Below are 25,655 nucleotides of genomic sequence, written 5' to 3'. Positions count from 1 at the left end.
TATCAGAGAAAACTCAAGAATTCATCACATTTCTCTCTTGTTTGAAGCCATCAATGATCATTTTGTGTTCAGACCCAACACAAAAGAAGCTAACGCCGAGTTCACGCCATTCCCGAGCTTGTTGAGCCGTCGCGACAAACATGCCAACAGGTTTATTGGCGGCTCTGGCCGCTTCGATTACTCGCATACTTGCTTGTGCGACTTTCTCATCATGAACGCTATCAGCACCATAAGCGACAGTGAGATCAACTTGGCCAATGAAGAGCGCATCAATTCCTTCAACATTGGCAATCGCTTCAACATTTTCAACCCCTTGAGGGTCTTCAATTTGTGCAATGACAATCGTATTCGCACGGCTGTCTTTTAAGTGTTCAACCATGGGCTTAGTGGCGTATTGCGCTGCTCGACTGGAACCAGCATACCCTCGGCCACCTTCTCCGTAATGGCAGATTTTCGCCAGTTGCGTCGCTTGCTCAGCAGTACAAACATGGGGAATTTGTACACCCGCCGCGCCACAGTCAAGCGCGTTCAAAATGGTTGAAGGAGCGCTGTCTTGTACTCGTACCACGCACGCGAGGTCATTCGCTCTGGCCGCCATGATGCACAGATCAAGCGAGGAACGATCGAAAGGTGCGTGCTCTGCATCCAGTACCACAAAAGGCAACTCTGCCAGTGCCAATACCTCGATAATGTGAGGATGAGGGGTTTTAACAAATGTACCTAATAGCGTTTCTTTAGTCAGACGTTGCTTAAAATTGCTCATAATTCTCTCCTTTGCAAAGGTATGCAAAAACTAACATGTAGAAATATAAATGATGAGTAAAAATGATGTGATCTAAAACTCATTTTTGATTAAAAATTAAACTCAATCAAGGTGCTTATTACTTGATTTTATTTGTTTAAATTAATCAATACAAAGGCTTAAGGATTATTTTTGTGGTTTGTTGACTTAACTTGTCAAATGTTAATTAAGTGTTTAATCTGATTTTGCATTCGTATCCAAACGCATAAAAATAACCGTTCGTCAGCCTCAATGTTCAAGGAGAAACCCAATGGCACGCATTTTAAAAAACGGAATCACTGAAGAAGCATCAGCATCAAACGACGCAAAAGTGCGTCAGATTGTTGAAAACATTCTTGCTGATATTGAATCGAAAGGTGATAGCGCTGTACGTGAGTTGTCTGAAAAGTTTGATAACTGGTCGCCGGAGCAATTCCGCCTGTCAGAAGAGCAAATCCAAGCCTGTGTGGATGCGCTTGATGAATCGACTCGTCATGATATCGAGTTCGCTCAGCAACAAGTTCGAAACTTTGCTCAAATTCAACGTGACTCAATGAAAGACGTCGAAGTAGAAACCATGCCTGGTGTGGTACTGGGGCATAAAAATATTCCAGTCAACAGCGTGGGTTGTTACATCCCTGGCGGTAAATACCCATTGGTTGCATCCGCTCACATGAGTGTACTGACGGCGAAAGTCGCGGGCGTAAAACGTGTTATTGCTTGTGCACCACCGTTTAATGGCCAGCCGAATGTGGCGATTGTCGCTGCGATGGCAATGGCGGGTGCGGATGAAATCTATTGCTTCGGTGGTGTTCAGGCGGTAGGTGCAATGGCTCTGGGGACGGAGACTATTGCACCGGTCGATATGATTGTAGGGCCGGGTAACGCATTTGTGGCAGAGGCAAAACGTCAGTTGTTTGGTCGCGTCGGTATCGATTTGTTTGCAGGGCCAACGGAAACCTTGGTCATTGCTGATGAGAAAGGCTGTGACCCGGAATTGGCTGCGGCAGACTTGCTTGGTCAGGCTGAGCATGGTTACAACTCTCCCGCTGTATTGTTGACCAATAGCGAAACATTTGCGCAAGAAACCATCAAAGAGATCGAACGTCAGTTAACCATTCTCCCAACGGCTGAAGTTGCGGGTAAAGCGTGGGCAGATTACGGACAAGTTATTGTGTGTGATAGCTACGAAGAAATGGTGGAAGTGGCAGACGATATCGCTTCTGAACACGTGCAAGTGATGACGGAAGATCCTAAATACTTCCTAGATAACATGACCAACTACGGTGCCTTGTTCCTAGGTCGTGAAACCAACGTTTCTTACGGCGATAAATGTATTGGTACCAACCATACACTGCCAACGAAGAAAGCGGCGCGATACACCGGTGGTCTTTGGGTAGGTAAATTTATCAAGACCTGTACTTACCAGCGTGTAACGGAAGCTGCGTCGCTAAAAGTCGGTGAGTACTGCTCTCGCTTGTGTGCACTCGAAGGTTTTGCTGGCCACAAAGAGCAAGCGGATATTCGTGTGCGCCGTTACAAAGGCAAAGTGGAAGAGGCGTAATATGTCGAAACTTGCCTTAGTCACAGGCGGCAGTGGCGGACTGGGTGCCGCCATTTGTCGCAAGCTAGCTGAATCGGGATATCGCGTAATTCTGACTTACAACAGTAATCAGAAAGCGGCCGAGGATGTGCTTTCCTCGCTGCCACGTAACGAGCATCTAGCATTCAAATTGAACGTGGCAGATTCTAGTGCGATTGAACAGCTTAAACATCAAGTCAGTGAAATAAGCGACAAGCTGGATTTGTTGGTCAACTGTGCGGGGATGACGAAATTCGTCGCGCACTCTGATTTGCAAAGTTTAGATGACCAGCTGTTTGACCAAATTTTCCAAGTGAACGTCCGTGCGCCTTTTGCCATGGTTCGAGCGTTTGAGCCTTGGCTTAAGCAAGCCAATGGTTGTGTGGTGAACATTACTTCTATCGCGGCACAGACTGCGATGGGGAGCAACATTGCTTACTGTGCAAGTAAATCTGCCGCGGAGAACATGACCCGTTCTTTAGCTCGCGCTCTGTCTCCCGAGGTTCGAGTTCTGGCTGTTGCTCCAGGGCTTGTCGACACTGAGTTTGTCAAAGGCTTGGATGACGCATGGCGTAATCAACAAGAACAATCCACACCGCTTAAGCGTTTAGCCAATGATGAAGAAGTCGCTCAAGCCGTGTACGCCGCTGCAGATCTTCTGACCTTCTCGACAGGCAATACCATCGCGGTTGATGGTGGGCGACCTTTAGGTCTGTAACACACTTTAGGTTTGTAACTAACTTTAGGTTTGTAACTAACAATTCAAAGGCTAGGTCCAAACAAGGACAACAAGGATTTACAATGACTCTACAATCTAAAATGAATAATAACCTGGTCCGCTACATGGAACTGATTCCGGGTACGAGTGCGTTTATTGATGCGCGCACGCCAGGCAGTGATCTCAAAGATAACTTTTGCATTATCGGTGCTGGGGTGGCAGAGAGCAGTCGTCAGCATGTTCATATTCGCGATACGGCGGGCTTTAATATTGGTGCTGCAGGCCAACCGCCGGGCATCAAAAATTCGTTGCACTCTCATCGTACCGCTGAGCTTTTCTTGGTGTTCAAAGGTCAGTTCCGTTTTTATTGGGGGAACGATGGAGAGCATGAGGCGGTGTTGTCTCACGGTGACGTCATCTCGATTCCAACCAATCTCTTCCGTGGATTTGAAGTGGTTGGCCGCGATTACGGCTTTATGTTCTCGGTACTTGGCGGCGACGATTCAGGTGGCGGCGTTATTTGGCATCCAAACGTTATTAAAGACAGTCAAGGTTATGGTTTATACCTCAAAGCCGATGGCACACTCGTGGACACCATTAATGGCGACCCGGTGCCACAAGAATCAGAATTGATGCCGCTGCTTACCGAAGAAGAGCTCGCGACCTTCGATACCTACACCGCAGAAGAGATGATGCCATTTGTCGCTCTGCAAAAAGATTATCGTGAAATCAAAGGCGATTTCGGCGGAAGCAACGTGAAACAATACGCCTTAACGGGTCATCCTTTGGCGAGTTATGACTTCCAAGTAAAGAGTGAAGATGAAGTGAGCATCATGGCTTATGAGCTTTCTGAAGGTGGCTCGATTCCTCAACACTGCCGAGAAGAAAAACAAGTGCTTATCAACTTTGATGGCGATACTGAAGTGGTCCTCACGCATCAAGGCGAACAAGCGAGTGTTGTTTTAACGCGCGGTGATGTGCTGAATGTTCCAGAAGGTGCGTCTTATTCACTGACGAACTTGCGTGGTAATAGTTTGACGTATTGCATTCTTGGGTCTGATCAACCAAAGCCGCTGGCAGGAGAATAAAATGACACAACCCACCTCGTTAGTTTGGCTACCCGGACTACTTTGTGATGGCACATTGTTTGAGGAAGTCAACCGAGCGTTGCCAAGTTGGGTTGAGCCTTCATGCCCGACGCTGGCTTCATTGCCGTCAATGGAACAGCTGGCGCAGAGAGTGTTGCAAGACGCACCGCAGGAGTTTGTCTTGGGTGGCTTATCAATGGGTGGGATTCTTGCCTTTGAGGTGTACCGTCAAGCGCCAAACAGAGTCAAAGGCTTGATCCTCATGGATACCAATGCAGCAGATGAAAAGCCAGAGGTGACACAAAAGCGTGATGCACTGGTTAGCCGTGCGTTAAGTGGTGAGTTTGAACGCATTACACCTGATACTCTGATGCCTGTGCTGATTCATCCAAGCCGTTTGCAAGACAAAGCGTTAACTGAGCGTATAGAAGGCATGGCGGTCAATGTAGGTTTGGAGGCATTTGAAGCGCATGCTAAAGCGTTAGCAACTCGCCCGGATGCTCGACCTTTATTGGCGGACATTCAAGCTCCTACGTTGGTGATAACAGGTAAAGAAGATAAGCTTTGTCCGCTAGACAATCATCTGCTCATGGAGAGATGCATCCCAAACGTCACGCTTCATGTTATCCCGGAGTGTGGGCATCTATCTACGCTTGAGCAGCCTTTAATTGTTAGTGAAGTGATGACTACTTGGCTTCAAGATAACTTTGCTTAGTGTTGATAAGAACTTCATCACTCACCACCTTAAGGTTACTTGGGTATAGGTGGTGAGCGATGAGTATTATCAGAAGTAGTAGCGAATACCTGCCGCGAATTGATCATCACGGTTTTCGAATTTGCTGCCATCGTACTGATCTTTACCTAGGTCGAACTGGTATTCAGTCCAAACTAGGAATTTGTTCTTCTGGAAGTGGTATTCAAGACCAGGAATCAGCAAGTTACGCTCGTAACCTTGTGTCTCGTCACCACGATCTTCCATGTAGTTGTAGTTCAACGTTGGGCGTAGGCCGTTGTCGAAGTGGTAGTAAGTGTAGACTTCGCCACCTAGGGTATCGAACATTACGTCCGTACCGCCTTGGCTCACTGCTTCCCAGTTTTCGCCAACGTGGAAAGTCGCACCCGCGTAGAAGCCACCGTTGCTGTAGTTTGCGCCCAATAGCATGATGCGCATGTTGTCGCCGTTTTCTGCGCCAACGACGCTTGCGTCTAGATCCGCAACTTCATTTTGATGGTAAGCCGCACCCAGTGTTACGCCATCAACCGGTTTGTAAGTGATCGACGCACCCATGCCGTTTTTCAGTGAGGCTGTCGCATTGCTTGCTAGAGCAACATCTTCACGCGTGGTTTGGTAAGTAAAGCCGTAGCTCACTTTTTCATTGATTGAATTACGGTACGTGATTGAGTTTTCCGCACGACCAGCACCGGATGCGATACCCCAGTCAGCTAGGTTGTAAACACCTGAGCCACGAGTACCGAATACACGACCTAAATCGGTGTACCATGCTACGTCGTAGAAGGTAGACCACTGCTTAGTACCTGCAGCAATCTTGCCATATTTTTCGTGATCAACACCTGCGTATAGCAAGCGGTCGTAAATGTTTTCGCCGTTCGCGCCAGAGTTGTAGCCCCATTCCGCGTGACCGAAACCAGTCCAGCCGTTATCCAGACCCATTTGGCCTTTCAAACCGAAACGTGAGCTGCCGCTGTTCCATTCGCCGTTGTCATCACCGCCACGGTCTTGGTAGCGAAGATCGAAACGGCCATCGATGGTTAGGCTGTCGCCAGCGTCATTAACAAAAGTGTGTGCAGCAAAGGCTGAGCTAGAAGTAAGCGCTGCTAAAATCACTGCAGAAAGGGTCGACTTTTTCATCATCAATCTCATTATTCAGGGCGCAGAAAGCCACCGTGCGTTCATGCCCGTTTTGAATAAGGGTTCTATCTTGAGGTTGTGCCCCATCCTTGAGGCACGAGTTGGGAGCATGTCGCCTGAACCGAGAGGGTATTCAGGCAACATAAAGGCGGGTTGACAATCCGCCCCTAGGACTTCTTATAGAGAAGGGTTTAGGATCTGTTGAGTACGTTCGAACACGTCTAGACCTTGCTGTTTTAGCCAGTAAGGAAGGTCGATCAGTACCCAGTTCTCAGATAGCTTGTCGCCGTCACGGTAGTAAACATCAACCACTTGCATGTCTGCACGTACTTCACCACCTGTCATACCTAGGAAACCACCGATTGGTGTGTTAGATAGGTTTGGCCAGCCGAAGAAACAAGAGAAGTTACCTTCTGCGAAACGACATACGTGGCCATTAAACTTCTTGTCTTTCAGGTTGTTACGGAACGGCAATTGGTGCTGCTGTTGGTAACGAGGGATTGTGTAAGACGCACCGATACCACATGGACCGTACCAGATCATGTCTTTAGACCAGCTCTTTTCAAGAACTTCTGGTGGGCAACCCATAGCGCCGCTGTCGTTTAGTGCAGATAGGTCATCAACCATCTTGTTCACTAGTGCTAGTGTTGCTACGCCTTCTTCTGGTGCTGCGTCTTCGAACAGTAGGCCGTCGTGGTTACGAGGACCAGGGTATACGAAGTGCTTACCTGTTGATGGTGGTAGTGGGTAACAACCCGCTTGGTCCATCGCTCCTAGAAGGTCTAGGAATAGGCCAGTCTTAGTGATCTTGCCGTTTTCAACACAGTTAAATTCTGCGTAACGGATGTTCATGATCTTGCCAGTTGGGCGCATGCCTAGGTATTCAGCGTCGAATAGACCCATGAAGTGACCCATGCTCATTACCCAGATTTCACCTGATGTTACTTCGTTCTCACCACCGATGAAGATGTCTTGACGACGCTGCATGCGAGTCATTGATTTCATCAAAGGAGCCCAGAAAACGTCAGCCGCTGCTTGAGCGCCTTGTTGCTCACGGAATGGGTAAACACCACGCCATAGGTAATCTTCTGAAGTGTGTGCTTTTAGTACTTCTGCCACGTTCTCGTGAGTTGCGTTTTCCATTGCGCTGAAGTATTCACGTACAACGCGTTTCGCTTCTTGATATTTAGACATAATAAACTCTCTTATTTGCTGTCGAGTCGGCTTTGGGAACAGGACTCGAAATTAAGTTTTTTCATCCGGCCGGGGAGCCAGCCGGAGTTTTTGAAATTCAGTTACGCTTTTGCTGCTTCGGCTTTTTTGCTCTTATCGAACACGCCGCCTTTTAGTGTCTCTGGCAGTGATAGCCATAGAAGACCAGCAAGGATCCATACGATTGGTGAACCCCACATTGCGGTTTGTAGGTCGGTACGTTCTTGGATGAAGATAAGTACCATTGGTGCCCACATACCGAGGATACGACCGCCGTGGAATAGCGCTGCGCCGTAGCTACGTAGGTGTGCTGGGAACAGTTCTGAGAAGTAACCACCCCATACCGCTGAAGAAGACAGGCCGAAGTTGTAAATCAGGCCGAGTAGAGCCAGCATGTTTAGGCCGCCAATCACCATGTCGCCAGGTGCAACAAAGAAGATTGAAACCATGATGCCCGCGAGGATGAAGCCAAATGCGTTCACCTTACGACCGAATTTGTCAGCCGCCCAACCCCAGAACCACGCACCAAAAAGTGAGCCAAACGCTGAGATAGAGAAGATGAGACCGATGGTTGCACCGTCGAACATACGTACATCACGTAGGTAAGTGGTTACGAAGCCACCAAAGAACTGGAAACCGTAGAAGTTAAGGCCAGCCAGCAATAGACACGTTAGTGTGATCTTACGGTAAGGCTTGCTTAGCATTTCGCCCCAAGAGCCTGTTTTCGCTGGTGCGTCTGATTCTTCCGCTTTTGCTTGTTCTTCTTCACCGTAAGCGATCACTTTGCTGTCGTTAGGTAGTACAAAGATCATGACCACAGCGGCTGCCAATGGTGGGATACCACCTACAAGCATTAGGCTTTCCCATGGTGCATCGATGCTTGCAATAAACGCTGCATACGCACCCATTACCATCAGTGCTACAGAGAACATAGAAGACGCGAATGCCGTCAACTTACCACGTACCGTTGGCGTAAATAGGCCGATCATTAGGCTTACTGCCACGGTGAAGTAACCACCCAGTGACAAACCAATGATGAAACGCATTGCTGCCCATGTTGTGTAGTCGGTGAACATCATATTGATGATCGTTGCGCCACCGTTTAGGGCTGTGATGGTAATAAGAGTGGATTTCTTACCAAATTTTGTTGCGAACCAAGCACAGCTCAATGCACCGATAAGTGCACCAACCGACTGCCATGTATAGAACTGGGCAGTGTCTGACAGGCTAATACCATCATACGCTTCAACGATGTATGGGCGTACGTAGTCAATAATTACAAAGTTATAACAATAGAAAAAGTAACCAACCAGTATCGCTAGATAGGCAGCTACCCTTTGAATCATAGGAACTTCGCTCATGTGTCTTTTGGCATTCATGACCGATAAACCTCTATTTCACTTAGGATTTGTTGCTATTCAAACTTAAAGAACACGATCTTATTGGGATCATCTTCGATTTCGTGTCGTGGTGAATCATAGTTTTTTTAAGGTCATTAGATCCGTGATCAATATCAATTTTAAAATGAATGCGTACCCAATTAGTGGTTTTTAGTGATAGGAGTCTCATTAAATCGGTCTTTTTGGCATTTTTGAATATATAACCGTCTATATTGGTGACTATAGTCACAGTTATGGCGGGATTATCGTTTAGATATGCTTTTTTAAAGTAATATCCAAGCACAAATAATTAGCACCCAGAATTATGGAAACCCTTAAATGGTTACGTACTCAAGTTTTGTGGTGATTGCGTTATACGTGTTAATCACCATATTAATCAGCTATTTAGTGAATAATCGCTACAGCAATGGTGGCGACTTTTCTACGGGTGGAAAGCAATTTGGCTGGTTTACGGCAGGTGTTTCGATACTTGCGACTTACATTAGTGCGATGACGTTTGTAGGGATGCCAGGTTGGGTTTATAGCTCTGGCATGGAAGCGATGAGTATTCACCTTAACTATCCCATCGTTATTTTTTTCACTGTCATTTTCTTTGTACCTGTCTTCTATAAGCTGGGCCTGACTTCGATTTATGAATATCTTGAGCACCGCTTTGGGGTGTATGCAAGAACCATCAACTCGATTGTGTTCATTGTGGTTCAATGTATATCTGCGGGTGTGATTCTGTATGCCGTGGCGCTGATCTTAGTGCAAGTTCTGCCTATCAGTATTTCTGAAGCCATTATCTACATTAGTATTTTCACCGCTTGCTATACCTATGCGGGCGGAATTTCCACGGTGATCTGGACCGATATGTTGCAATCTGCAGTATTGGTAGCAGGCAGCATCGCTATCTTTGCCATTCTAATGACAGAGATTAATGCGGCAGATTACCTTTCTCGTGATCACTTGAATATCATCAACTTAGACTTTGATTTAGGCGTAGATACCACACTCTGGGCAGGCGTGGTTGCCGTGAGCTTTTTGCATTTGAGTGTGTACGGCACCAACCAATTGATCATCCAACGCACGTTAGCGACGAGATGTGAAAAGACGGCGCAGAAGTCGATGCTGTTGTGTGGTTACGGTGCATTTTTTGTGTACTTATTCTTCGCGGTACTCGGTGTTCTTTTGAGTGTTTTCTATCAAGATCAATCGTTTGAAAACAGCAACGAAGTGATTTTGGATTTCGTCTTCAACCACACTAACCCAATCGTCGTTGGTTTGATCATTTCCGCATTGGCGGCGGCCGCAATGTCGACCTTGGATTCTACCTACAACTCAATGGCGACCGTCGCAACGTTTGATATCTACAAGCGTTTCGTTCGCAAGAGTGCCGATGATGAGCACTACGAAAAAGTCGCAAGAAAGATGAGTTTGCTCGCTGCGGCTATGGTGGTAGTGCCAGCTCTTCTGGCTGTATCGAATGAATCGGTACTCAAAACCATCGCTAGCCTGACTTCCATCTTTGTTGGTATCCGTCTTGGGTCATTCGTGCTTGGCTTATTCTGGGCAAAAGCCAATGAGAAAGGCGTGATCGTTGGCAGTATCATGAGTGTGATTGCGGTGTTTACTGCGATGTATCTCGACGTGGCTTGGCCGTGGTTCGCGCCAATTGGTACATTCGTCTTCCTTTTGTTTGGTGTGTTAGTGAGCCGTCGTTGGGGCGCTGTGACTGCCGAGCAACAAATCTTTATCAATAATCAAAAACATCTTTTTGCAAAGCCAACCGCAAGCCATTACGGGCTATTGGTGTTCGCTGTGGCGACCATCGCCGCTTGTATGGTTCTCCCTGATTGGCTTTATGCTGCATTGTCGTAATAGGTAAGTTTATGCTGTCCATCTTTGATATTTACAAGATTGGTGTGGGCCCTTCTAGCTCTCACACCAATGGTCCCATGATCGCGGGTTACCACTTTACTCGTTTGATTGAATCTAACTTGGCAAAAGTAGTTCGTATTCAAGTCGATTTATACGGCTCACTCTCGTTAACGGGGATTGGTCACCATACTGACCGTGCAACCATTTTGGGTCTGTTGGGTAACAAACCAGATACCATCAAAATCGCTTCTGCGAACAAAGCGATGCGCAAGGCGATTGAAGAGGGCATGATGTCTGTCGATGGCCGTCATGAAATCGAATTCAACTACAAAACGGACATGTTGTTCCATGAAGAGAACCTTCCTCTGCATGAGAATGGAATGACGATTACTGCGTTAGATGCGCACGGCAATCAGGTTGGGTTTGAAACTTACTACTCTATCGGTGGTGGTTTCATCGCAACGGCGGATGAACTGCAAAATGGCAGTGCGACTGCTCCCGTAGAAGTTGAGTTCCCATTCTCCAGTGCAGACGAAATGTTGGCACAGGCAGAGAAGAATGGCATGAGCCTTGGCGGCATGATTCTGAAAAACGAACAAGCGCTTCAGGATATGGAAGCCATCAATCAACGTGCAGAACAGATCTGGCGTGTGATGACGCGTTGCATGGAGCGTGGTTTCGAAACAGAAGGCATCTTGGATGGCGGCTTGAATGTGACCCGCCGTGCGCCTAACTTGCTGAAGAAGCTTGAAGCAAATGCAGCAATCGAAAACGATCCAATGGAAATCATGGATTGGATTAACCTGTTTGCTTTTGCTGTAAGTGAAGAAAACGCCGCTGGTGGACAAGTCGTAACGTCTCCAACTAATGGTGCAGCAGGTGTGATTCCGGCGGTATTGATGTACTACCATCGCTTCATCAAAGAGCTGGATACCAAACAACTTAAAGACTTCCTTGCTGTATCCGGTGCGATTGGCATTTTGTACAAAACCAATGCGTCTATCTCGGGTGCTGAAGTAGGCTGTCAGGGCGAAGTTGGCGTGTCTTCCTCTATGGCGGCAGCTGGCCTGACCGCGCTACGTGGTGGCAGCAATGAGCAGATTTGTATTGCGGCCGAGATTGCCATGGAGCACTCACTAGGCATGACTTGTGACCCAATCGGTGGCTTAGTGCAAGTACCGTGTATTGAGCGTAATGCAATGGGCGCAATGAAAGCGATCAATGCTTCTCGCATGGCATTAAAGCGTAATAGTAAATGTTTGATCTCATTGGATAAGGTGATTGAAACCATGTATCAAACGGGCAAAGACATGAACAAGAAATACCGCGAGACGTCACTGGGGGGATTGGCTTTGATTCACCTAGCGCCGCCTTGCGAATAATGAGTTAAGCAAGTCTAACCAACAAAAAAGCCGATGCACTGAGAAGCATCGGCTTTGTTTTTTCGGAGCGTTTATAACTTAGCTATGCGTTTGCTCACCTTTTGGTGTGCTTTGGTTTGGTTGATAGTGCAAAATCACCATCGAGGTGGGTGACAGCAAGACTTCGCCTTCAGCATGTCCTGGGTTGAGATTACGTACGTTTGTATCACAGATCGTCACCCATTCTTGCTTTCGCTCATTGGGGAGCTTAAAGCGCGCTGTGGCGTTAGTTTGGTTGATGAGGTAGACCAGCTCTTGCCCTTCTTTACCGATACCAAGGTGAAGTGCGACAGAGCTTAAACGGTTCCAATCATCGTGCTCCATTAAGCGACCGTCTGTACGGCGCCAGAAAATACGGTTGTTATTGCGGTTTTCGCCACTGAAAGCTCGGATAAATGGCACCATGTATTGATTTCGGTTGGCGACCATTTGTGACATCCATGCTTTGAAATGTTGCTTGCGTTCTGTCTCTTCCCAGTTCAGCCAACTGGTTTCGTTATCTTGGCAATAGGCATTATTGTTACCGCCTTGGGTGTGAGACAGAACATCAGCAGTGAGAATGTGTGGGATACCGAAGGCAAACAGCAAGCTAGCAATAAGGTTGCGTTTTTGCTTCTCACGCGTGGCGATGATCATCAGATTTTCGGTCTCGCCTTCAACACCGTAGTTTTCTGAACGATTGTCACCGTGACCGTCGCGATTTTCTTCGCCATTGGCTTCGTTATGTTTGTGCTTGTAAGACACTAAATCTTGCAGTGTGAAGCCATCGTGATACGTGATGTAATTTACGGTGAGTTTGTATGGCCAGTTCGCTGCACTGTAAATGTCACGAGAGCCCATTAATCTAGTGGCAAACTCTTTTAAATAGCCTTGATCACCGCGCCAAAAACTGCGGGAAATATCACGCAGTTTGTCATTACATTCGTTCCAACCAAATGGAAAGTTACCCACTTGGTAGCCATTTGGACCAATATCCCAAGGTTCGGCAATCAATTTGGTTTCACGCAAAATTGGGTCTTGCGCAACGGCTTTAAAGAAAGCTGCTTCTGGGTTGTAATCATCGCCCTGTCGACCTAACGTTGCAGCCAAGTCAAAACGGAAGCCATCGACTTTAAATTCGCTAACCCAGTAGCGCAATGTATCCATCACAAGGTTTAAGGCTGGTTGGTAGGTGAGATCCACTGTATTTCCGCAGCCAGTGTAATTGGCGAAGTGGTTGCCATGTTTGATGTAAAAACAGGAATCGAGGGCCTTCAGGTTGAAGATTGTAGGGCCTTCACCACCTTCAGCAGTGTGGTTGTAAACCACGTCGAGAATCACTTCGATGCCGTTTTTATGCAATTCGCGAATCGTTGTTTTTAATTCCGTAACGGCGTCTTGTTCTGCGTAGCGCGGATCGGGCACCATAAAGAGATAAGGGTTGTATCCCCAATAATTGACCTTTTCCATCTCTAGTAGGTGAGGCTCATGCATGCATGCTGCGACAGGTAGCAATTGCAGCGTGTTGATGTTTTGCTGTTTGTAAAAGGCCAGCATTTCAGGTGATGCAAGACCTAAATAGCGCCCCTTCAGCTTGTCCTCAACCTCTGGGTGGCGTTGGGTAAGCCCTTTGACGTGCGTCTCAAACAACACCATCTCTTCTCTGGGTATACGCGGGTGATCCGTGTTTTGCCAGTCAAAATCATCTTCGATAACGACGCACTTCGGCATATCGAAACTTTTGGCTGGAGAGTAGGGAGGATGATAGTGGAGGGCTTTATCTATTGATTTTGCGTACGGATCAGAAATTAACAGTGGCTCGTCCTTGTGGGAGACAAGGTAACCGTATTTTTGCCCCGGCTTAATATCTGGAATAAAAGTATGACGTATGCCAGCGTATTCATTCGGTAAACCGTGAAGCTCGTAGCTGCCATCGTCTGCAAACAATGCCAGTTGAATGTCTTTTACGCCCGGAGCATGAATAGAGAAGTTACAGCCTTCTTTATTCAATGTTGCGCCCAGGGGGTAGGGGCGAGAGAGAAGTCGTGTCATCGGAGATACTTTATTTAATATTTATTGCTACCTTTAGGAAACTATAAGTTAAAAACTTTGTCTTACTAAGGTCAACCACCCTAAATATAAAAATATTCGTGTAATTTAATTACTTTATGTGACGGCTTAGAGTCAAAAATATGAAATGGCTATCACTTTGTAGCGGCTCAAAACCGAACAAACTTACTAATTCCTCCCTAGATTGGTGATCTGACTCGAAAAAACACCATTCGGTAAATTTTCTACTCCCTTCTCATCCCCCTTAAATTAGTTTAGGGCGGAGGAAGTCATCCTTGTACGCCTCGGGTAATCTCACAACTGTTGAAACAAACGGGGATTCGTTCCCATCTTACCTCTCTTTCTTTAGGTGTGTTTTTACTGCCTATATTCACCTAAAAGAGTGAGCAGGGAAGACAGAATTATAAATACCCTTAATGGAGTTAAGAATGAAAAAAGTAAGTGCAATTGCTGCTGCTGTAGCTGCAACTTTAGCTGCTGGTTCTGCATTCGCAGTGGATTTCCACGGTTACATGCGTGCTGGCGTTGGCGTGAACGCTGACGGTGGTCAACAATTAACATTCGAAAAGAACAAGATCGGTCGTCTAGGTAATGAAAGCGATATCTACGGCGAGATTCAACTAGGTAAAGAAGTTTACAACAACAACGGCAAAACGTTCTACGTAGACTCTATGGTTGCAATGACTTCTAACGGTTCAAACGACTGGGAAAGCACTTCTGCTAACTGTGGTTTGGATAACGGCGAAGTGAAATGTGTAGACGATGCACAATTCGCACTACGTCAGTTCAACGTTCAAGCTAAAGGCCTACTAAACTTTGCTCCTGAAGCAACGCTTTGGGCAGGTAAACGCTACTACCAACGTCACGACATTCATATCTCTGACTTCTACTACTGGAACATCTCTGGCGCGGGCGCTGGTGTTGAAGGTATCGAAGCAGGTCCTGGTAAAGTTTCTTTCGCTTGGGTTCGTAACGACCGCGGCGATATCGCAGACCCAGGCAACGATGGTGGCGCAACAAACGTAAACACTCTAGACGTACGTTACGCAGGTCTTCCTCTATGGGACAACGGTTCTCTAGAAATGGGCTTGAACTACGCAATTCTTAACGAAACTGACGCTGCGCCAAACGGCACTAAAGATGCGAAAAACGGTGTAATGTTCACAGCAGAATTGACTCAAGGTCTAGACGCTGGTTTCAACAAAACAGTGCTTCAGTACGGTACTGAAGGTTACTCAAAAACAATGGCATTCTACGGCGACGGTAGCTGGTACGGCGCAGAAGCTGACAACGGTGCATCTGGTTACCGCCTAATCAACTGGGGTGTAATCGGCATGGGCGACAGCTGGGAAATGGGTCACCAGTTAGTGTACGGTGTTGGTGAAGACATGTGGGCTGGCCAAGACAAGTGGGAAACAATGTCTGTTGTTGTTCGTCCAATGTACAAATGGGATGACAACCACAAAACTATCTTCGAAGCTGGTTACGCTATCGACGATAACGACGGCGAAGAAAACAAATACGGTAAGCTAACTGTTGCACAAGCATGGTCTGCTGGTTCTAGCTTCTGGGCTCGTCCTGAAATCCGTGTTTACGCTTCTTACCTAACGGCTGACAAAGAAGACAACTCAAACACATTTGACAACGGTCGTTCAGACGATACGTTCCAATTCGGTGTACAAGCTGAAGCTTGGTGGTAATCATCTAACCACTAAGTCCTAAATTGTCCTAGAATGATACAGCCAGAACTTATCTGGCTGTATTTATTTAAAAAACAATAAAGAGTCGAGGTAGACAGTAATGAAAAAATGGCTTGCTCCCGTACTGCTGGGCATGTTGGCTACTGGTTGTGCGTCTGTAGAACAAGTAGAGATGAGTCCAAAAGGTCAGCAACAAGTGATCACGCAATCGGGTGATATTCAATGGGTACCGCTTAACGTGCCTGTGGTTACTGAATTCGCTTTGACTGATAAAAGCCAAATGTTGTTGGATGGTAACAGTGCTGGCGCTATTGCAGCGTTTGCTCTTCCAGGTAACCGTGGCAGTCTCGATATCAAATTAGAGACATTCGTAAGTAAAGAACTTCAATTTTATGCTCCTAATGTCGCAGTGATGAACTCGGCAGGAGAAACCATTTACCAAGCAGATTTTTCAAAGTTTAAGTACGAACCAGCAAAACTGTTGGACAATGATAAATTCGTACTTGATCTCAATGTGATTCCAGACATGACAGGTAACGATCTGCATGTGTTGGTTTACACGACTTCCGCCGATCTAAAAGGAAGTACACAAGTTTTACACCCTGCAAAAGCCTTCGCCATGGCGCGCCACACTCAGCCGCCAGATATTGCAGACCCTCTAGCGAAACATAGCCCACTTGGTCAGTTCCGCTTTTCGGTATCCGCGAATGATATTGTGAATACTAAGATTGTTGCGAAAAACGACAACATTCCCCAAGGTACGGACCTTACTAGCTACTACTACAGCTCCATTGAAGCGGCAGTCGCAGCGAATGATATTCCGAAAGCGCTCACTTTGCTTGATGAAGCAAAAGAGCTGGGTATCGAAGGTGCACAACAAGTGTTTGTGAAAGCCGTAAATAGAAAATAATCAGATAAAAAAGGTCAGCGAAATGCTGACCTTTTTCATAGAAAATAAACCAATAAAAATACCCCTACATAGAGTTACCTTATTCACATAATTATTTTTATTACTTTGTTTTTTATATAGGTTGGATCAATAATTAATGGCAGTTCCTAACTTATTTTTTGTACTTAGGAAATAAACAAACTTCTCGAAGTGATTTAAATTCGCAATCTGACGATATTTATTTGGCGTTTGATATCTCCATTTTAATAACGATTAATATTTCTTTTAACCGTTGAGTTTATTTTGCTTTGGATATACTAAAAAGGAATTACGTGAAATGAACATGATGAAGACCTCTCTTGCTGCTGCCCTACTTGTTGCCTTAGTAGGTTGTCAATCGACGGCAGAACCTGAAGCGGCCACAGAGCCAGTTGTTAATATGTCTCAAGACGAAGTGGTTGCTTTCATGAAAGCGTGTGACAACCCAGATAGCACAGCGAAAGGACCTATTTCTAAACCACTATTTGTGGTGGGTACGTTTGCGGATTCCGATTGGAAACACGTGCCTCAGCGTCAATACACCTACAAAGGGAATAATTTCTACCAAGCCGTGGTTCAAGAAAAAGTAGGCTCCTACAAAATGCAGTACGCGACCGAGTTGTGGTTCCCACAATTTACCGCAAAAGGTAATAGAATGAACGTTGGTGAATTAACACCATTAACATTTGGTGGTTACGGTACGGATACTTCGGTTGATATTAAAGAAGATGGTAAATATGTATGGAGTCTTCAGTTTGAAGGAAAAGGCAAACCTGTTCATGTCATGGTAAATAAGTGCCAATAATATTCAATTAAATTATTTAAAATCTATTTTTATTTATTAACCCCTGCATGAAACACATGTCGGGGTTAATTTTATTACTCAAATTTCCGTAGTTTATTTGAGTAAGTTAGGGAGAATAAAATGCGTAATATCCTACGTAACCATCGCCTGTCTCGATCGTTGCTTGCGTTAAGTGTGATTGGTGCTTTATCTGCGTGTAATTCTTCTGGTGGTGGCGACACTAATAGCAGCACTCCGCTACCGGATACCAGTTATGCTTGCCAAGCCAATGTCATGGCGCAAAGTAACCAACTTCGTACTTATCAAATCATGGTAGAGAGTTTTGTGGATGGTGATGCGAGCATTGGTCACGGTACAGGTTATGGCACCAGCCATCATAACGGCGATTTGCAAGGAGTGATTGATTCACTCGATTACATCCAAGATTTAGGGATGAACGCGATTTGGTTGACGCCAGTTTTTGAATCGGAAGCGATAGCGGGCCAAGAACACTGGGCCGATCGTCTGGATGCCACGGGCTACTTTGCAACGGATTACTTCACCATTGATCCACGTTTTGGTGATTTAGAAACGGCGAGAACCTTGGTCGAGGAAGCACACAAACGCGGCTTATACGTGTTTTTTGATGGTGTATTTGGTCATCACAAAGATGGTTTGATCAAACCATCTCCCTCCGGTTTGTTGCCATCGGGATCGAGCAATCCCGTTGATTACCCGGCCAGTCTCGATTTCTACAAAGAAGTGGCAACGTATTGGATCAAAGAACTGAAGATTGACGGCTGGCGTTTAGATCAAGCCTATCAAGTTCCGACAGACGCTTGGACACAACTTCGTAAAGCCGTCGATGAAGCCTCACAAAGTGTGACGTACACCAATAGCAAAGGCGAACAAGTGAATCCGTTGGGCTATATGGTGGCAGAGATTTGGAAAGGGGAGTCTGAGATCGCGAATGAGGCGTATGGATCGAACAGCGATCCAGCACTGTGCTCTGCATTTGATTTTCCTATGCGCTATCGCATCGTTGAAACTTTGGCCGTGAATGAGAGTGGCGTGGGTGGTCGCGGTGTGGATTGGCTAGACAACGGTTACAGCACACACAACCAATATCCAACACATGCGCAGCCGAATTTGATGATCGGCAACCATGATTTAGTGCGCTTTGGTGACTTGTTACAGCGTGGAAACTTGGCGGATGTGAATGATGTGGAATATTGGTTACGCCATAAAGCCGCGTTTGCTTTCCAAGCGGCGTACACCGGGCCAATCACGTTGTACTACGGTGATGAAATCGGGGATCAAGTGGATGGTTTTGCCGCAAAAGAAGACAACAGCACCTGTGCCATTCAAGGTTTGTGCGATGATCACGTTGCGCGCAGCAGTGCGAAAATTGAAGGCGTGACGGCGACGCTTGATGCAAACCAAGCCGATCTCAAAGCTTATGTGACATCGTTGATGACAATGCGCGATGCGCATCCTGCACTTTATCAGGGGTCACGCACGAATTTAGTTGCGAGTAACGGCAGTTATGTGGACTTGAAACAATCTGGTTCGGACAAAGTCTTGTTTGCGCTAAATACCTTAGAGAGCGCTAGAAGCGTCACTCTTACTCAGGAGAGTGTTGGTACTGGTGAGTTGGTGGATTTGCTCACGAATGAAAAAATTACTCCGAGTAATGGTCAATATCAGATTCTGATGTCGCCACTACAAGGACGATTCTTTGCGGTAAAACCTTAAGGAATTATCCTGAATTGATGCTCACCAGTTGAGCTGACCACAAGCTTTCTTATAAACAAGCCAAGTGTTGTTGCTGACCCCCATAGGCGCACACTTGGCTTTTTTCTGTCTGTTTTACTTTTCCCTTAATGGTTTTACGACGATGTAGCCAACAAGTTGCTTCGCTTTTTGTATTGGCGTTTGTTTTCAACAGATGGATATTTGTGAGATAAGCTGCACATTAAAAAGTAAATTAACACTTGTGCAACGTAAAAATGTGACTGAAGGATTATTTATGCCCCACTAATATGTTTATCGTGTCTGGGATTTATATAACTAATGGAAAAGTATAATGAAATCCATAACGAACTCCCTCTGTCTCCTTGCTGCTGTTAGCTCTCCGTTTGCATATAGCCAAATTATCAACGGTGACTTTGAACAGTGGAATGGCAATGTACCTACGCAGTGGTCAGTGATTGACGCTGGCATCGCGGTGTCGCCAAGCAGCGAACAAATCAAATCGGGCGGCCTGGCTGCTCAAGTCGTCGTGAATACAGGTACCCAAAGCAACACTGACCTTTTGCAAACCATTAATGTGGAGCAAGGGAAAACCTATCCGTTTTCTGTCTCGGTTTATCACACCGAAGGAAATGTAAAAGCACGTCTGGTGGTTGATGGTTATCACAATTACTCAGATCCGCAGCAGGTAAACCAGTGGCAAGAGCTGGCGCATAACTATACTGCGAGTTCGAACAAGACCATCAATGTCGGGTTGCGTTTTTATGACGAGGCCGGGTTTGATGGCTCAGAAGTTGTCTACGTCGATAATTTTCAACCGACCGAGACAAGTACACAACCTCCTGTAGAAAGCTGTAGTGATCATGAAGTGCTTCTTACACTCACGACGGACAACTATGGCTCAGAAACTAGCTGGGAGTTGAAAAATAGCCAAGCGCAAGTGCTTTTCTCTGGTCAGGGGTATGAGTCGTCAACCACTGTTGAAAAGACCATGTGTTTGGCCGATGGTAACTACCAATTTACGATTCAAGACAGCTATGGCGACGGCATTTGCTGTAGCAATGGTTCGGGGTCTTACGCGTTGAAGGTGGGGGATAATACGCTTGCCTCTGGCGCTGAATTTGCGAAAAGCGAAACCACCGACTTTACGTTAGGTGGCTCAACCACGACCCCACCAGTGGTTGATGGTTACTACCAAGCGGCGTCTGGCAAGACGGGCTACGCTCTAAAAACGGCGCTGTTTAACATCATCAACAACCACACTAGCCGAGGTTATTCTGCGGTGTGGACCTTGGTAAAAGATGCTGATATTGATCGCTATTACGAAAATGATGGCTCTATTCTCGATATGTATTCAGAGAAACCTGCGGGCAGTGATGCTATCAGCTTCACGAAAGTGACAGACCAATGTGGTCAATATAGCCAAGAAGGGGATTGCTACAACCGTGAACACTCGTTCCCGAAAAGCTGGTTTGGCGGTAAAGTTGAACCGATGAACTCAGATGGTCACCATTTGTTTGCGACCGATGGCTATGTGAATGCGAAGCGCAGTAACTGGCCATTTGGTGAAGTGGGCACCGCGACGTACGTGTCTAGTAATGGTTCTAAACTTGGTCAAGCAAGCACAGGCCTAGGTTATTCCGGTACGGTGTTTGAGCCGATCGATGAGTTTAAAGGCGACTTTGCTCGTGCTTATTTCTACATGGCAACCCGCTATGAAAATGTTGTAGGTAACTGGGAAGGCAATTCAAGCAATGCGGATGCTGTCCTTGATGGTTCAAGTTCAACGGTTTTTGAACCTTGGATGTTAAACATGCTGAAACGTTGGCACAAAAATGATCCTGTTAGTGAAAAAGAACAAAACCGCAATCAACAAGTGTTTGATTTTCAGGGCAATCGTAATCCATTCATTGATCATCCTGAGTTTGTTGAACAGATTTGGGGAAACTAATACCTTCTTGATTTTGGTATCCACCATTTAGTGACGCCAACAAAACAAAGGGGAAGCGTGATGCTTCCCCTTTTTTATTACGGATGTTTTTAAATGAAACTAGTTTTTCGTTACCGTCACGATTGGCGCCGACTTGTCAGCCGCGTTGAAGTGGAAGTTGTAATTTCCTGCTTCTGCAATCGCAATTTTCAGGTTTGCACTACCGCCACCGACTTCCATCGTTAGCGCTTTACCAAGCTCAACACTGCCTTCGCCACCGAAGTTGGTGTCTGCTGCCCAGTCTGCGCTCGCAACTTTCATCTCGTAGTTGCCCGCCGCTAGGTCAATGTCTAGCGAGTAAACGTCATTTGCTACATAGCTGAACTTCGCAGTTGAGTCTTGCGCTGGAGTGTCCCATGTGGTGATAGTGCCACGTAGGTAAAGTGCTGTTTCACCGAACGTCGGTGCATCTGCTGACTTCGTCACTGAAACGACAGGTTTTTCTACGCTTTCATCTTGAGCATGTAACGCGTTCAGAGTGAAGTTGTACTTACCAGTTTCAGCGACAGACAACGTACAGTTCCCCGCAGAGCCTAAGTCTAGTGAGCCAGAAGCCAAATCCGCAGCATCACAACCGATGTTTGGATTTGCCCATCCTGAGTCCGCAAATTTGAACTCGTGTTCACCTGCTTCAAGAACGCCAGTTACAGAGTACATGCCGTTGCCAATAAAGGTCATCGCCCAGTCACTGCTATCTGACCACTCGTTCATGGTGCCTTTGACGTAAACCACAGTTTCGCCGTAAGGAGGAATGCTCGATACGTCTTTATTGTCCGTGTTTACTGGTAGGCCAGCACCTTGTGCGCCGTTTTGTGGCTGCACGAATACCGCTGTTGTCAGTGCTGGTACTGTGAACGTTTCATTGGTGAAGCTTGCACCTTTGACGATGTCATCCGCAGAGTTTTGTTGAACTTCATGCAGTTCGAAACCAGTTGCGCCAGCAACTTTGAAAGATTTCTCAGTTGATGTTGAGTTCACAACGGCCACGACAGCATCGTAGTTCGAATCTAAATCGGCACCCGCTGATGTACCATCGTCGATAGACATCACAATCAAGCCTTCCACTTGGTCTTTCCCTACGTTGCGGAAGTCCACACGGTTCATCACTTCTTGCGCGGTATCTAGGCGGAACAGTTCGCTTGTGCTACGGATTTTTAGTAGCTCTAGGAATTGTTGCTTAGTCAGCTCGATGTCGGTTGAATCTGGTTTCGCCGTGCTGTCACCAACGATGGTTTTGATCAGCTCCCAGTTTGCACCGTCTTTGTCTTCACGTGGTAGACCAACGTTCCAGTTATTGTCGCTTCCGTCGAAGAATACACGGTTGAACCAGTCACCAGAATCGTACGAGTCGCGCTGCATAGATTTAGAGCGCAATAGCTCAGAACCCATGTGGATAAATGGAATGCCTTGACCAAGCATCACCGTTGATAGGGACACAGACTGCATACGTGCACGCTCGGCAGATGAAGTGCCTGTCGCAATCTTGTAGGCGTTGTTATCCCACAATGTTTGGTTGTCGTGCTTAGACACGTAAGAGATGTTCTCTGATGGCACTTTTGTGTAGCCTGCAGGCGCACCATTGTAATCAACGTTCTTACCCAGTTTGGTTTCGCCTTTGTAATCAAGAAGGATGTAATCAGCCAAGTTACCAGCCATACCTAGACGAACCAGATCTTGGTTGTGTAAACGACCATTCACCGACTCTGCGTCAGTTTTGGTTTCTTCGTTAGGATAAGCGGCGTTACCAAAGCCTTGGTTAAAGCGAAGTGGGTGCTTACCTTCAGAATCTACACCGCCATCAAACGGGCTTCCGCCACGAACTGCGTCACGCAGACGATCAGAGAAAGTACCGATTTCTGTCCCCGCCATGTTGACTTGTGTCGCCTGATCGAAGCGAGCGTTTTGCGCGACTTCACCAAAGTCCCAACCTTCGCCGTAGAACAAGGTATTCGGGTCAATTTCACGGACTTTTTCAAGTGCGTAAACCATCACATCTTTCGGCTGGTGGCCCATAAGGTCAAAACGGAAACCATCGACTTTATAGTCATCCGCCCATACCATCAATGAGTCAACCATTAGTTTACCCATCATCAAGTTCTCGGTTGCGGTGTTATCACAACAGGTTGAGTTTTCGACGCCGCCAGTGTTGACGTTTAGGCGGTGGTAGTACCCAGGGACAATCTTATCCAGTACTGATTTTTCGTTCACACCAGATGCATTTGTGTGGTTGTACACGACGTCCATGACCAGTTTCAGATCCATTTTATGCGTCGCTTGAACCATTTCGCGGAACTCAAGAATACGCTTAGACCCGTTAGGATCGGTCGCATAACTGCCTTCTGGCACGGTGTAGTGGTAAGGGTCATAACCCCAGTTGAAGCTGTCTAGCATGCGAAGATCGTTCATCAACGCTTGTGCTTTGCCCGTTGTTGGGTCGTAGCTATTTAATACCTCTTCAATTACTTTGCCGTCATCTTCGGTCTCACAAATGGAGGCTTCTGGCTTGATGCCACAAAGTTTACCCACGGTGTCGGTGATATCGACTCGCTTGTCAGCGTCTTCATCCACGGTTGCAATATCAAACGCAGGCAGGATATGTAGCGTTGTTAGGCCAGCATCTTTTAAAGCTTGTAAGTGAGATACAGACTCACGCTCAGGTTCTGTAAGCGCCAGATATTTGCCATCAAGACTTGGTGTGCCTTTGCTGTCGTTAAAGCTGAAATCACGAATGTGTGACTCGTAAAGGACGTGGTCTTCGTCTTTTTTAACCGTTGGGCGTGCGTAGTTTTTCCAATCTTGAGGCATTAAGCTTGGATCATCTAAATCAACCACTTGCGAGTATCGTGAGTTCTTAGACAAGCTCATTGAATATGGGTCTGTTACCAAACGCGTTTCAACGACGCCAGTTGTTGGGTGGTATACCTTAACTTGGTAGCGATAATATTTGTTGACAACGTTGCTTTGTGCCTCAGAAACCCAGATACCTGTTGCTGGGTCTTCCGTCATGGCAACGGTCGCTTCTTCTGCTAAGTTTTCATCGTAGATTATCAGATCAACATCTTGGGCAGTTGGTGCCCATAGTTTGAAGGTTGCGGCACCGCCTTCCACAATCGCACCGAGTTCTTGACCGATCGCGTTACCTGCCTTGGAATCGGCAAACACCGCATCCAAAACGCCCGGTTTTTGCACTTCAGTTGCAGAAATGACGTCACCATTTGCGTTGTAAGCCACCATAACGATTTGTGACTTCAGGATCGTACGCAAGGTCGCGTCATCGACATCGATACCCGCAGCTTGAAGGCTAGCAAGGTGACGGAAGCGTGATTTCAGACCATCAGACAACTCACCAGCTTTTGTCAGCTCAACCGCTGTACCGCCAGAGATTTGCTTATCTTCATCCATTTTGATGTCATTGCTAAGGCTGTAGAACAGCTTCATGGAATCCGCACTGGTCGCCGCTTCCCATGCAATGGTGTTGGCGTCTAACCAATGGGCTTTTTGACCATCAATATCAACAGGGCGCTCTTCTATTGGCTCGTAGTAAAGTTCACTGCTGCCGTGGAAGCCAAACAAACCTTTCGATTCGCCGATTTTCGTCAACTCTACTTTTGAGTTTGCGCTGCCGAACGCTTTCTCATCACCTTTGTGCAGAATGAAGTTCATGCATTCGTGTGGGTCAGAGGCGTCTGGGTTTATTTTCAGTACGTAGTAAGCACCGTAGGTGTCGTTGATGCCATCGAATGGGTGTGGCGCAGACCAATCCGTTCCTGTTCCCGGAATGCCCATTGCGTCTAAATCTGTGCTGGTACAGCCCTCACCGTTCCATAGGTGCAAGCCCCAACCTTCGTAGTCGCTTGCTGTTGAAGCTGATGCTACGTCACGTTTGTAATAAATGACGACTTCGTTCTCTCCCGCAGGGTACAAGCCTGAGCCAGGGTTCGTCGTATCTTCGTTCGTGCTATCACTACCACAACCGCTGATTACCGCGACGGAAATCAAAGGCAGTACGGTTTTGGCAATTGTTGATAATTTAAATGTCTTATTGTCCACGTTTACAAATCCATTGTTATTGAATTGATATTGAGCTGCGCGCTGCCTTCGCTGACTCAATCATCAAGAAGGTTTTGCACACGCTAGAAAGGCAGATGCCAAAAAAGGAAATGTTCAATTAGATGCTAATACACTGAATCATCAGCAAAATGTGAGAGCAGGCAGTTAAGTTTTTTACAAGTGAAAATTTTCTGTCACAGTCGATTTTGTTCACAAATTAAATAATAAAACAGACGCATAGTGAGAGGTTCTGCACATCATTAAAATGTAAATTTTTATGGGATGAGTAAGGGGGGATGATAGGGGATGAGAATGTCTCAGCCCCAAAACCGTGATTAAGTTCTATAAAAATGAGGGCTATATTTTTCTTTTAAAAATAAGTTGCAGTGATGTTGAGTAAAATACCGCCATTAAGTATTCGCAAGCTTCAGATTTTCGCTAAGTGGTCGTTATATAATGAAGGTAGTCGG

General features: G+C 46.3%; 17 protein-coding genes. 11 read left to right on the top strand and 6 right to left on the bottom strand.

Translation table 11 applies throughout. From position 1 onward, the window contains the following. Positions 1 to 13: 13 nt before the first annotated feature. Positions 14 to 763 (bottom strand): HpcH/HpaI aldolase family protein, encoded by a 750-nt coding sequence (locus R7R78_RS13330; RefSeq protein ID WP_005374748.1) that lies wholly within the window; start codon positions 761 to 763, stop codon positions 14 to 16. 289 nt (positions 764 to 1,052) lie between these two features. Here R7R78_RS13330 and hisD point away from each other — a divergent pair, with 289 nt between their 5' ends. The 4 genes from hisD to R7R78_RS13310 all read left to right on the top strand — a co-directional run bounded on the left by hisD (position 1,053) and on the right by R7R78_RS13310 (position 4,884). Beyond that, positions 1,053 to 2,345: a histidinol dehydrogenase gene (gene hisD / locus R7R78_RS13325; protein WP_005374756.1), complete on the top strand. Its 1,293-nt coding sequence runs from the start codon at positions 1,053 to 1,055 to the stop codon at positions 2,343 to 2,345. Between the two features lies 1 nt (position 2,346). After that, on the top strand, positions 2,347 to 3,081 hold the full coding sequence (locus R7R78_RS13320; protein WP_025768659.1) for an SDR family NAD(P)-dependent oxidoreductase: 735 nt from the start codon (positions 2,347 to 2,349) through the stop codon (positions 3,079 to 3,081). An 83-nt stretch (positions 3,082 to 3,164) separates the two neighbouring features. Continuing rightward, positions 3,165 to 4,169 (top strand): cupin, encoded by a 1,005-nt coding sequence (locus R7R78_RS13315; protein ID WP_005374765.1) that lies wholly within the window; start codon positions 3,165 to 3,167, stop codon positions 4,167 to 4,169. Between the two features lies 1 nt (position 4,170). Continuing rightward, positions 4,171 to 4,884, top strand: coding sequence for an alpha/beta fold hydrolase (locus R7R78_RS13310; RefSeq protein WP_054576565.1), 714 nt, complete (start codon positions 4,171 to 4,173; stop codon positions 4,882 to 4,884). A gap of 69 nt (positions 4,885 to 4,953) precedes the next feature. Here the strand turns inward: R7R78_RS13310 and R7R78_RS13305 are convergent, their stop codons facing one another. The 3 genes from R7R78_RS13305 to R7R78_RS13295 form a co-directional block, all read right to left on the bottom strand. Next, positions 4,954 to 6,039 (bottom strand): porin, encoded by a 1,086-nt coding sequence (locus R7R78_RS13305; protein ID WP_054576566.1) that lies wholly within the window; start codon positions 6,037 to 6,039, stop codon positions 4,954 to 4,956. Between the two features lie 177 nt (positions 6,040 to 6,216). Next, positions 6,217 to 7,233, bottom strand: a complete 1,017-nt coding sequence (locus R7R78_RS13300) for a nuclear transport factor 2 family protein (protein ID WP_005374772.1) — start codon at positions 7,231 to 7,233, stop codon at positions 6,217 to 6,219. 101 nt (positions 7,234 to 7,334) lie between these two features. Beyond that, positions 7,335 to 8,630, bottom strand: a complete 1,296-nt coding sequence (locus R7R78_RS13295; protein WP_053303918.1) for an MFS transporter — start codon at positions 8,628 to 8,630, stop codon at positions 7,335 to 7,337. A gap of 339 nt (positions 8,631 to 8,969) precedes the next feature. On the opposite strand from R7R78_RS13295, the gene R7R78_RS13290 reads away from it, so the two are divergent. Together R7R78_RS13290 and R7R78_RS13285 are read left to right on the top strand one after the other, a co-directional pair. Next, on the top strand, positions 8,970 to 10,511 hold the full coding sequence (locus R7R78_RS13290) for a sodium:solute symporter (protein ID WP_225473766.1): 1,542 nt from the start codon (positions 8,970 to 8,972) through the stop codon (positions 10,509 to 10,511). Positions 10,512 to 10,522: 11 nt separating this feature from the next. Beyond that, on the top strand, positions 10,523 to 11,893 hold the full coding sequence (locus R7R78_RS13285) for an L-serine ammonia-lyase (protein ID WP_167415830.1): 1,371 nt from the start codon (positions 10,523 to 10,525) through the stop codon (positions 11,891 to 11,893). A 78-nt stretch (positions 11,894 to 11,971) separates the two neighbouring features. On the opposite strand, the gene glgX is transcribed toward R7R78_RS13285, so the two are convergent. After that, positions 11,972 to 13,963, bottom strand: coding sequence for a glycogen debranching protein GlgX (gene glgX / locus R7R78_RS13280; protein ID WP_033906651.1), 1,992 nt, complete (start codon positions 13,961 to 13,963; stop codon positions 11,972 to 11,974). Positions 13,964 to 14,409: 446 nt separating this feature from the next. Here glgX and R7R78_RS13275 point away from each other — a divergent pair, with 446 nt between their 5' ends. The 5 genes from R7R78_RS13275 to R7R78_RS13255 all read left to right on the top strand — a co-directional run bounded on the left by R7R78_RS13275 (position 14,410) and on the right by R7R78_RS13255 (position 21,096). Then, positions 14,410 to 15,681 carry a maltoporin gene (locus R7R78_RS13275; protein WP_005374784.1) on the top strand — a complete coding sequence of 424 codons (1,272 nt, stop codon included), beginning with the start codon at positions 14,410 to 14,412 and terminating at the stop codon, positions 15,679 to 15,681. Between the two features lie 100 nt (positions 15,682 to 15,781). Further along, on the top strand, positions 15,782 to 16,591 hold the full coding sequence (locus tag R7R78_RS13270) for a MalM family protein (protein ID WP_005374786.1): 810 nt from the start codon (positions 15,782 to 15,784) through the stop codon (positions 16,589 to 16,591). A 316-nt stretch (positions 16,592 to 16,907) separates the two neighbouring features. After that, on the top strand, positions 16,908 to 17,414 hold the full coding sequence (locus tag R7R78_RS13265; protein ID WP_017634473.1) for a hypothetical protein: 507 nt from the start codon (positions 16,908 to 16,910) through the stop codon (positions 17,412 to 17,414). A 120-nt stretch (positions 17,415 to 17,534) separates the two neighbouring features. Continuing rightward, positions 17,535 to 19,148 carry an alpha-amylase family glycosyl hydrolase gene (locus R7R78_RS13260; protein WP_225473765.1) on the top strand — a complete coding sequence of 538 codons (1,614 nt, stop codon included), beginning with the start codon at positions 17,535 to 17,537 and terminating at the stop codon, positions 19,146 to 19,148. Between the two features lie 331 nt (positions 19,149 to 19,479). Then, entirely contained in the window at positions 19,480 to 21,096 is a 1,617-nt protein-coding gene (locus R7R78_RS13255; RefSeq protein WP_225473762.1) for an endonuclease, read from the top strand. 99 nt (positions 21,097 to 21,195) lie between these two features. Here the strand turns inward: R7R78_RS13255 and pulA are convergent, their stop codons facing one another. Further along, the gene (gene pulA, locus R7R78_RS13250) at positions 21,196 to 25,185 is read right to left on the bottom strand and encodes a pullulanase-type alpha-1,6-glucosidase (RefSeq protein WP_225473760.1); all 3,990 of its coding nucleotides are present in this window, start codon (positions 25,183 to 25,185) and stop codon (positions 21,196 to 21,198) included. Between the last annotated feature and the right edge of the window lie 470 nt (positions 25,186 to 25,655).

It is taken from the genome of Vibrio sp. 2134-1 (assembly GCF_033339495.1).
This window is presented reverse-complemented; position numbering and strand designations above follow the sequence as displayed.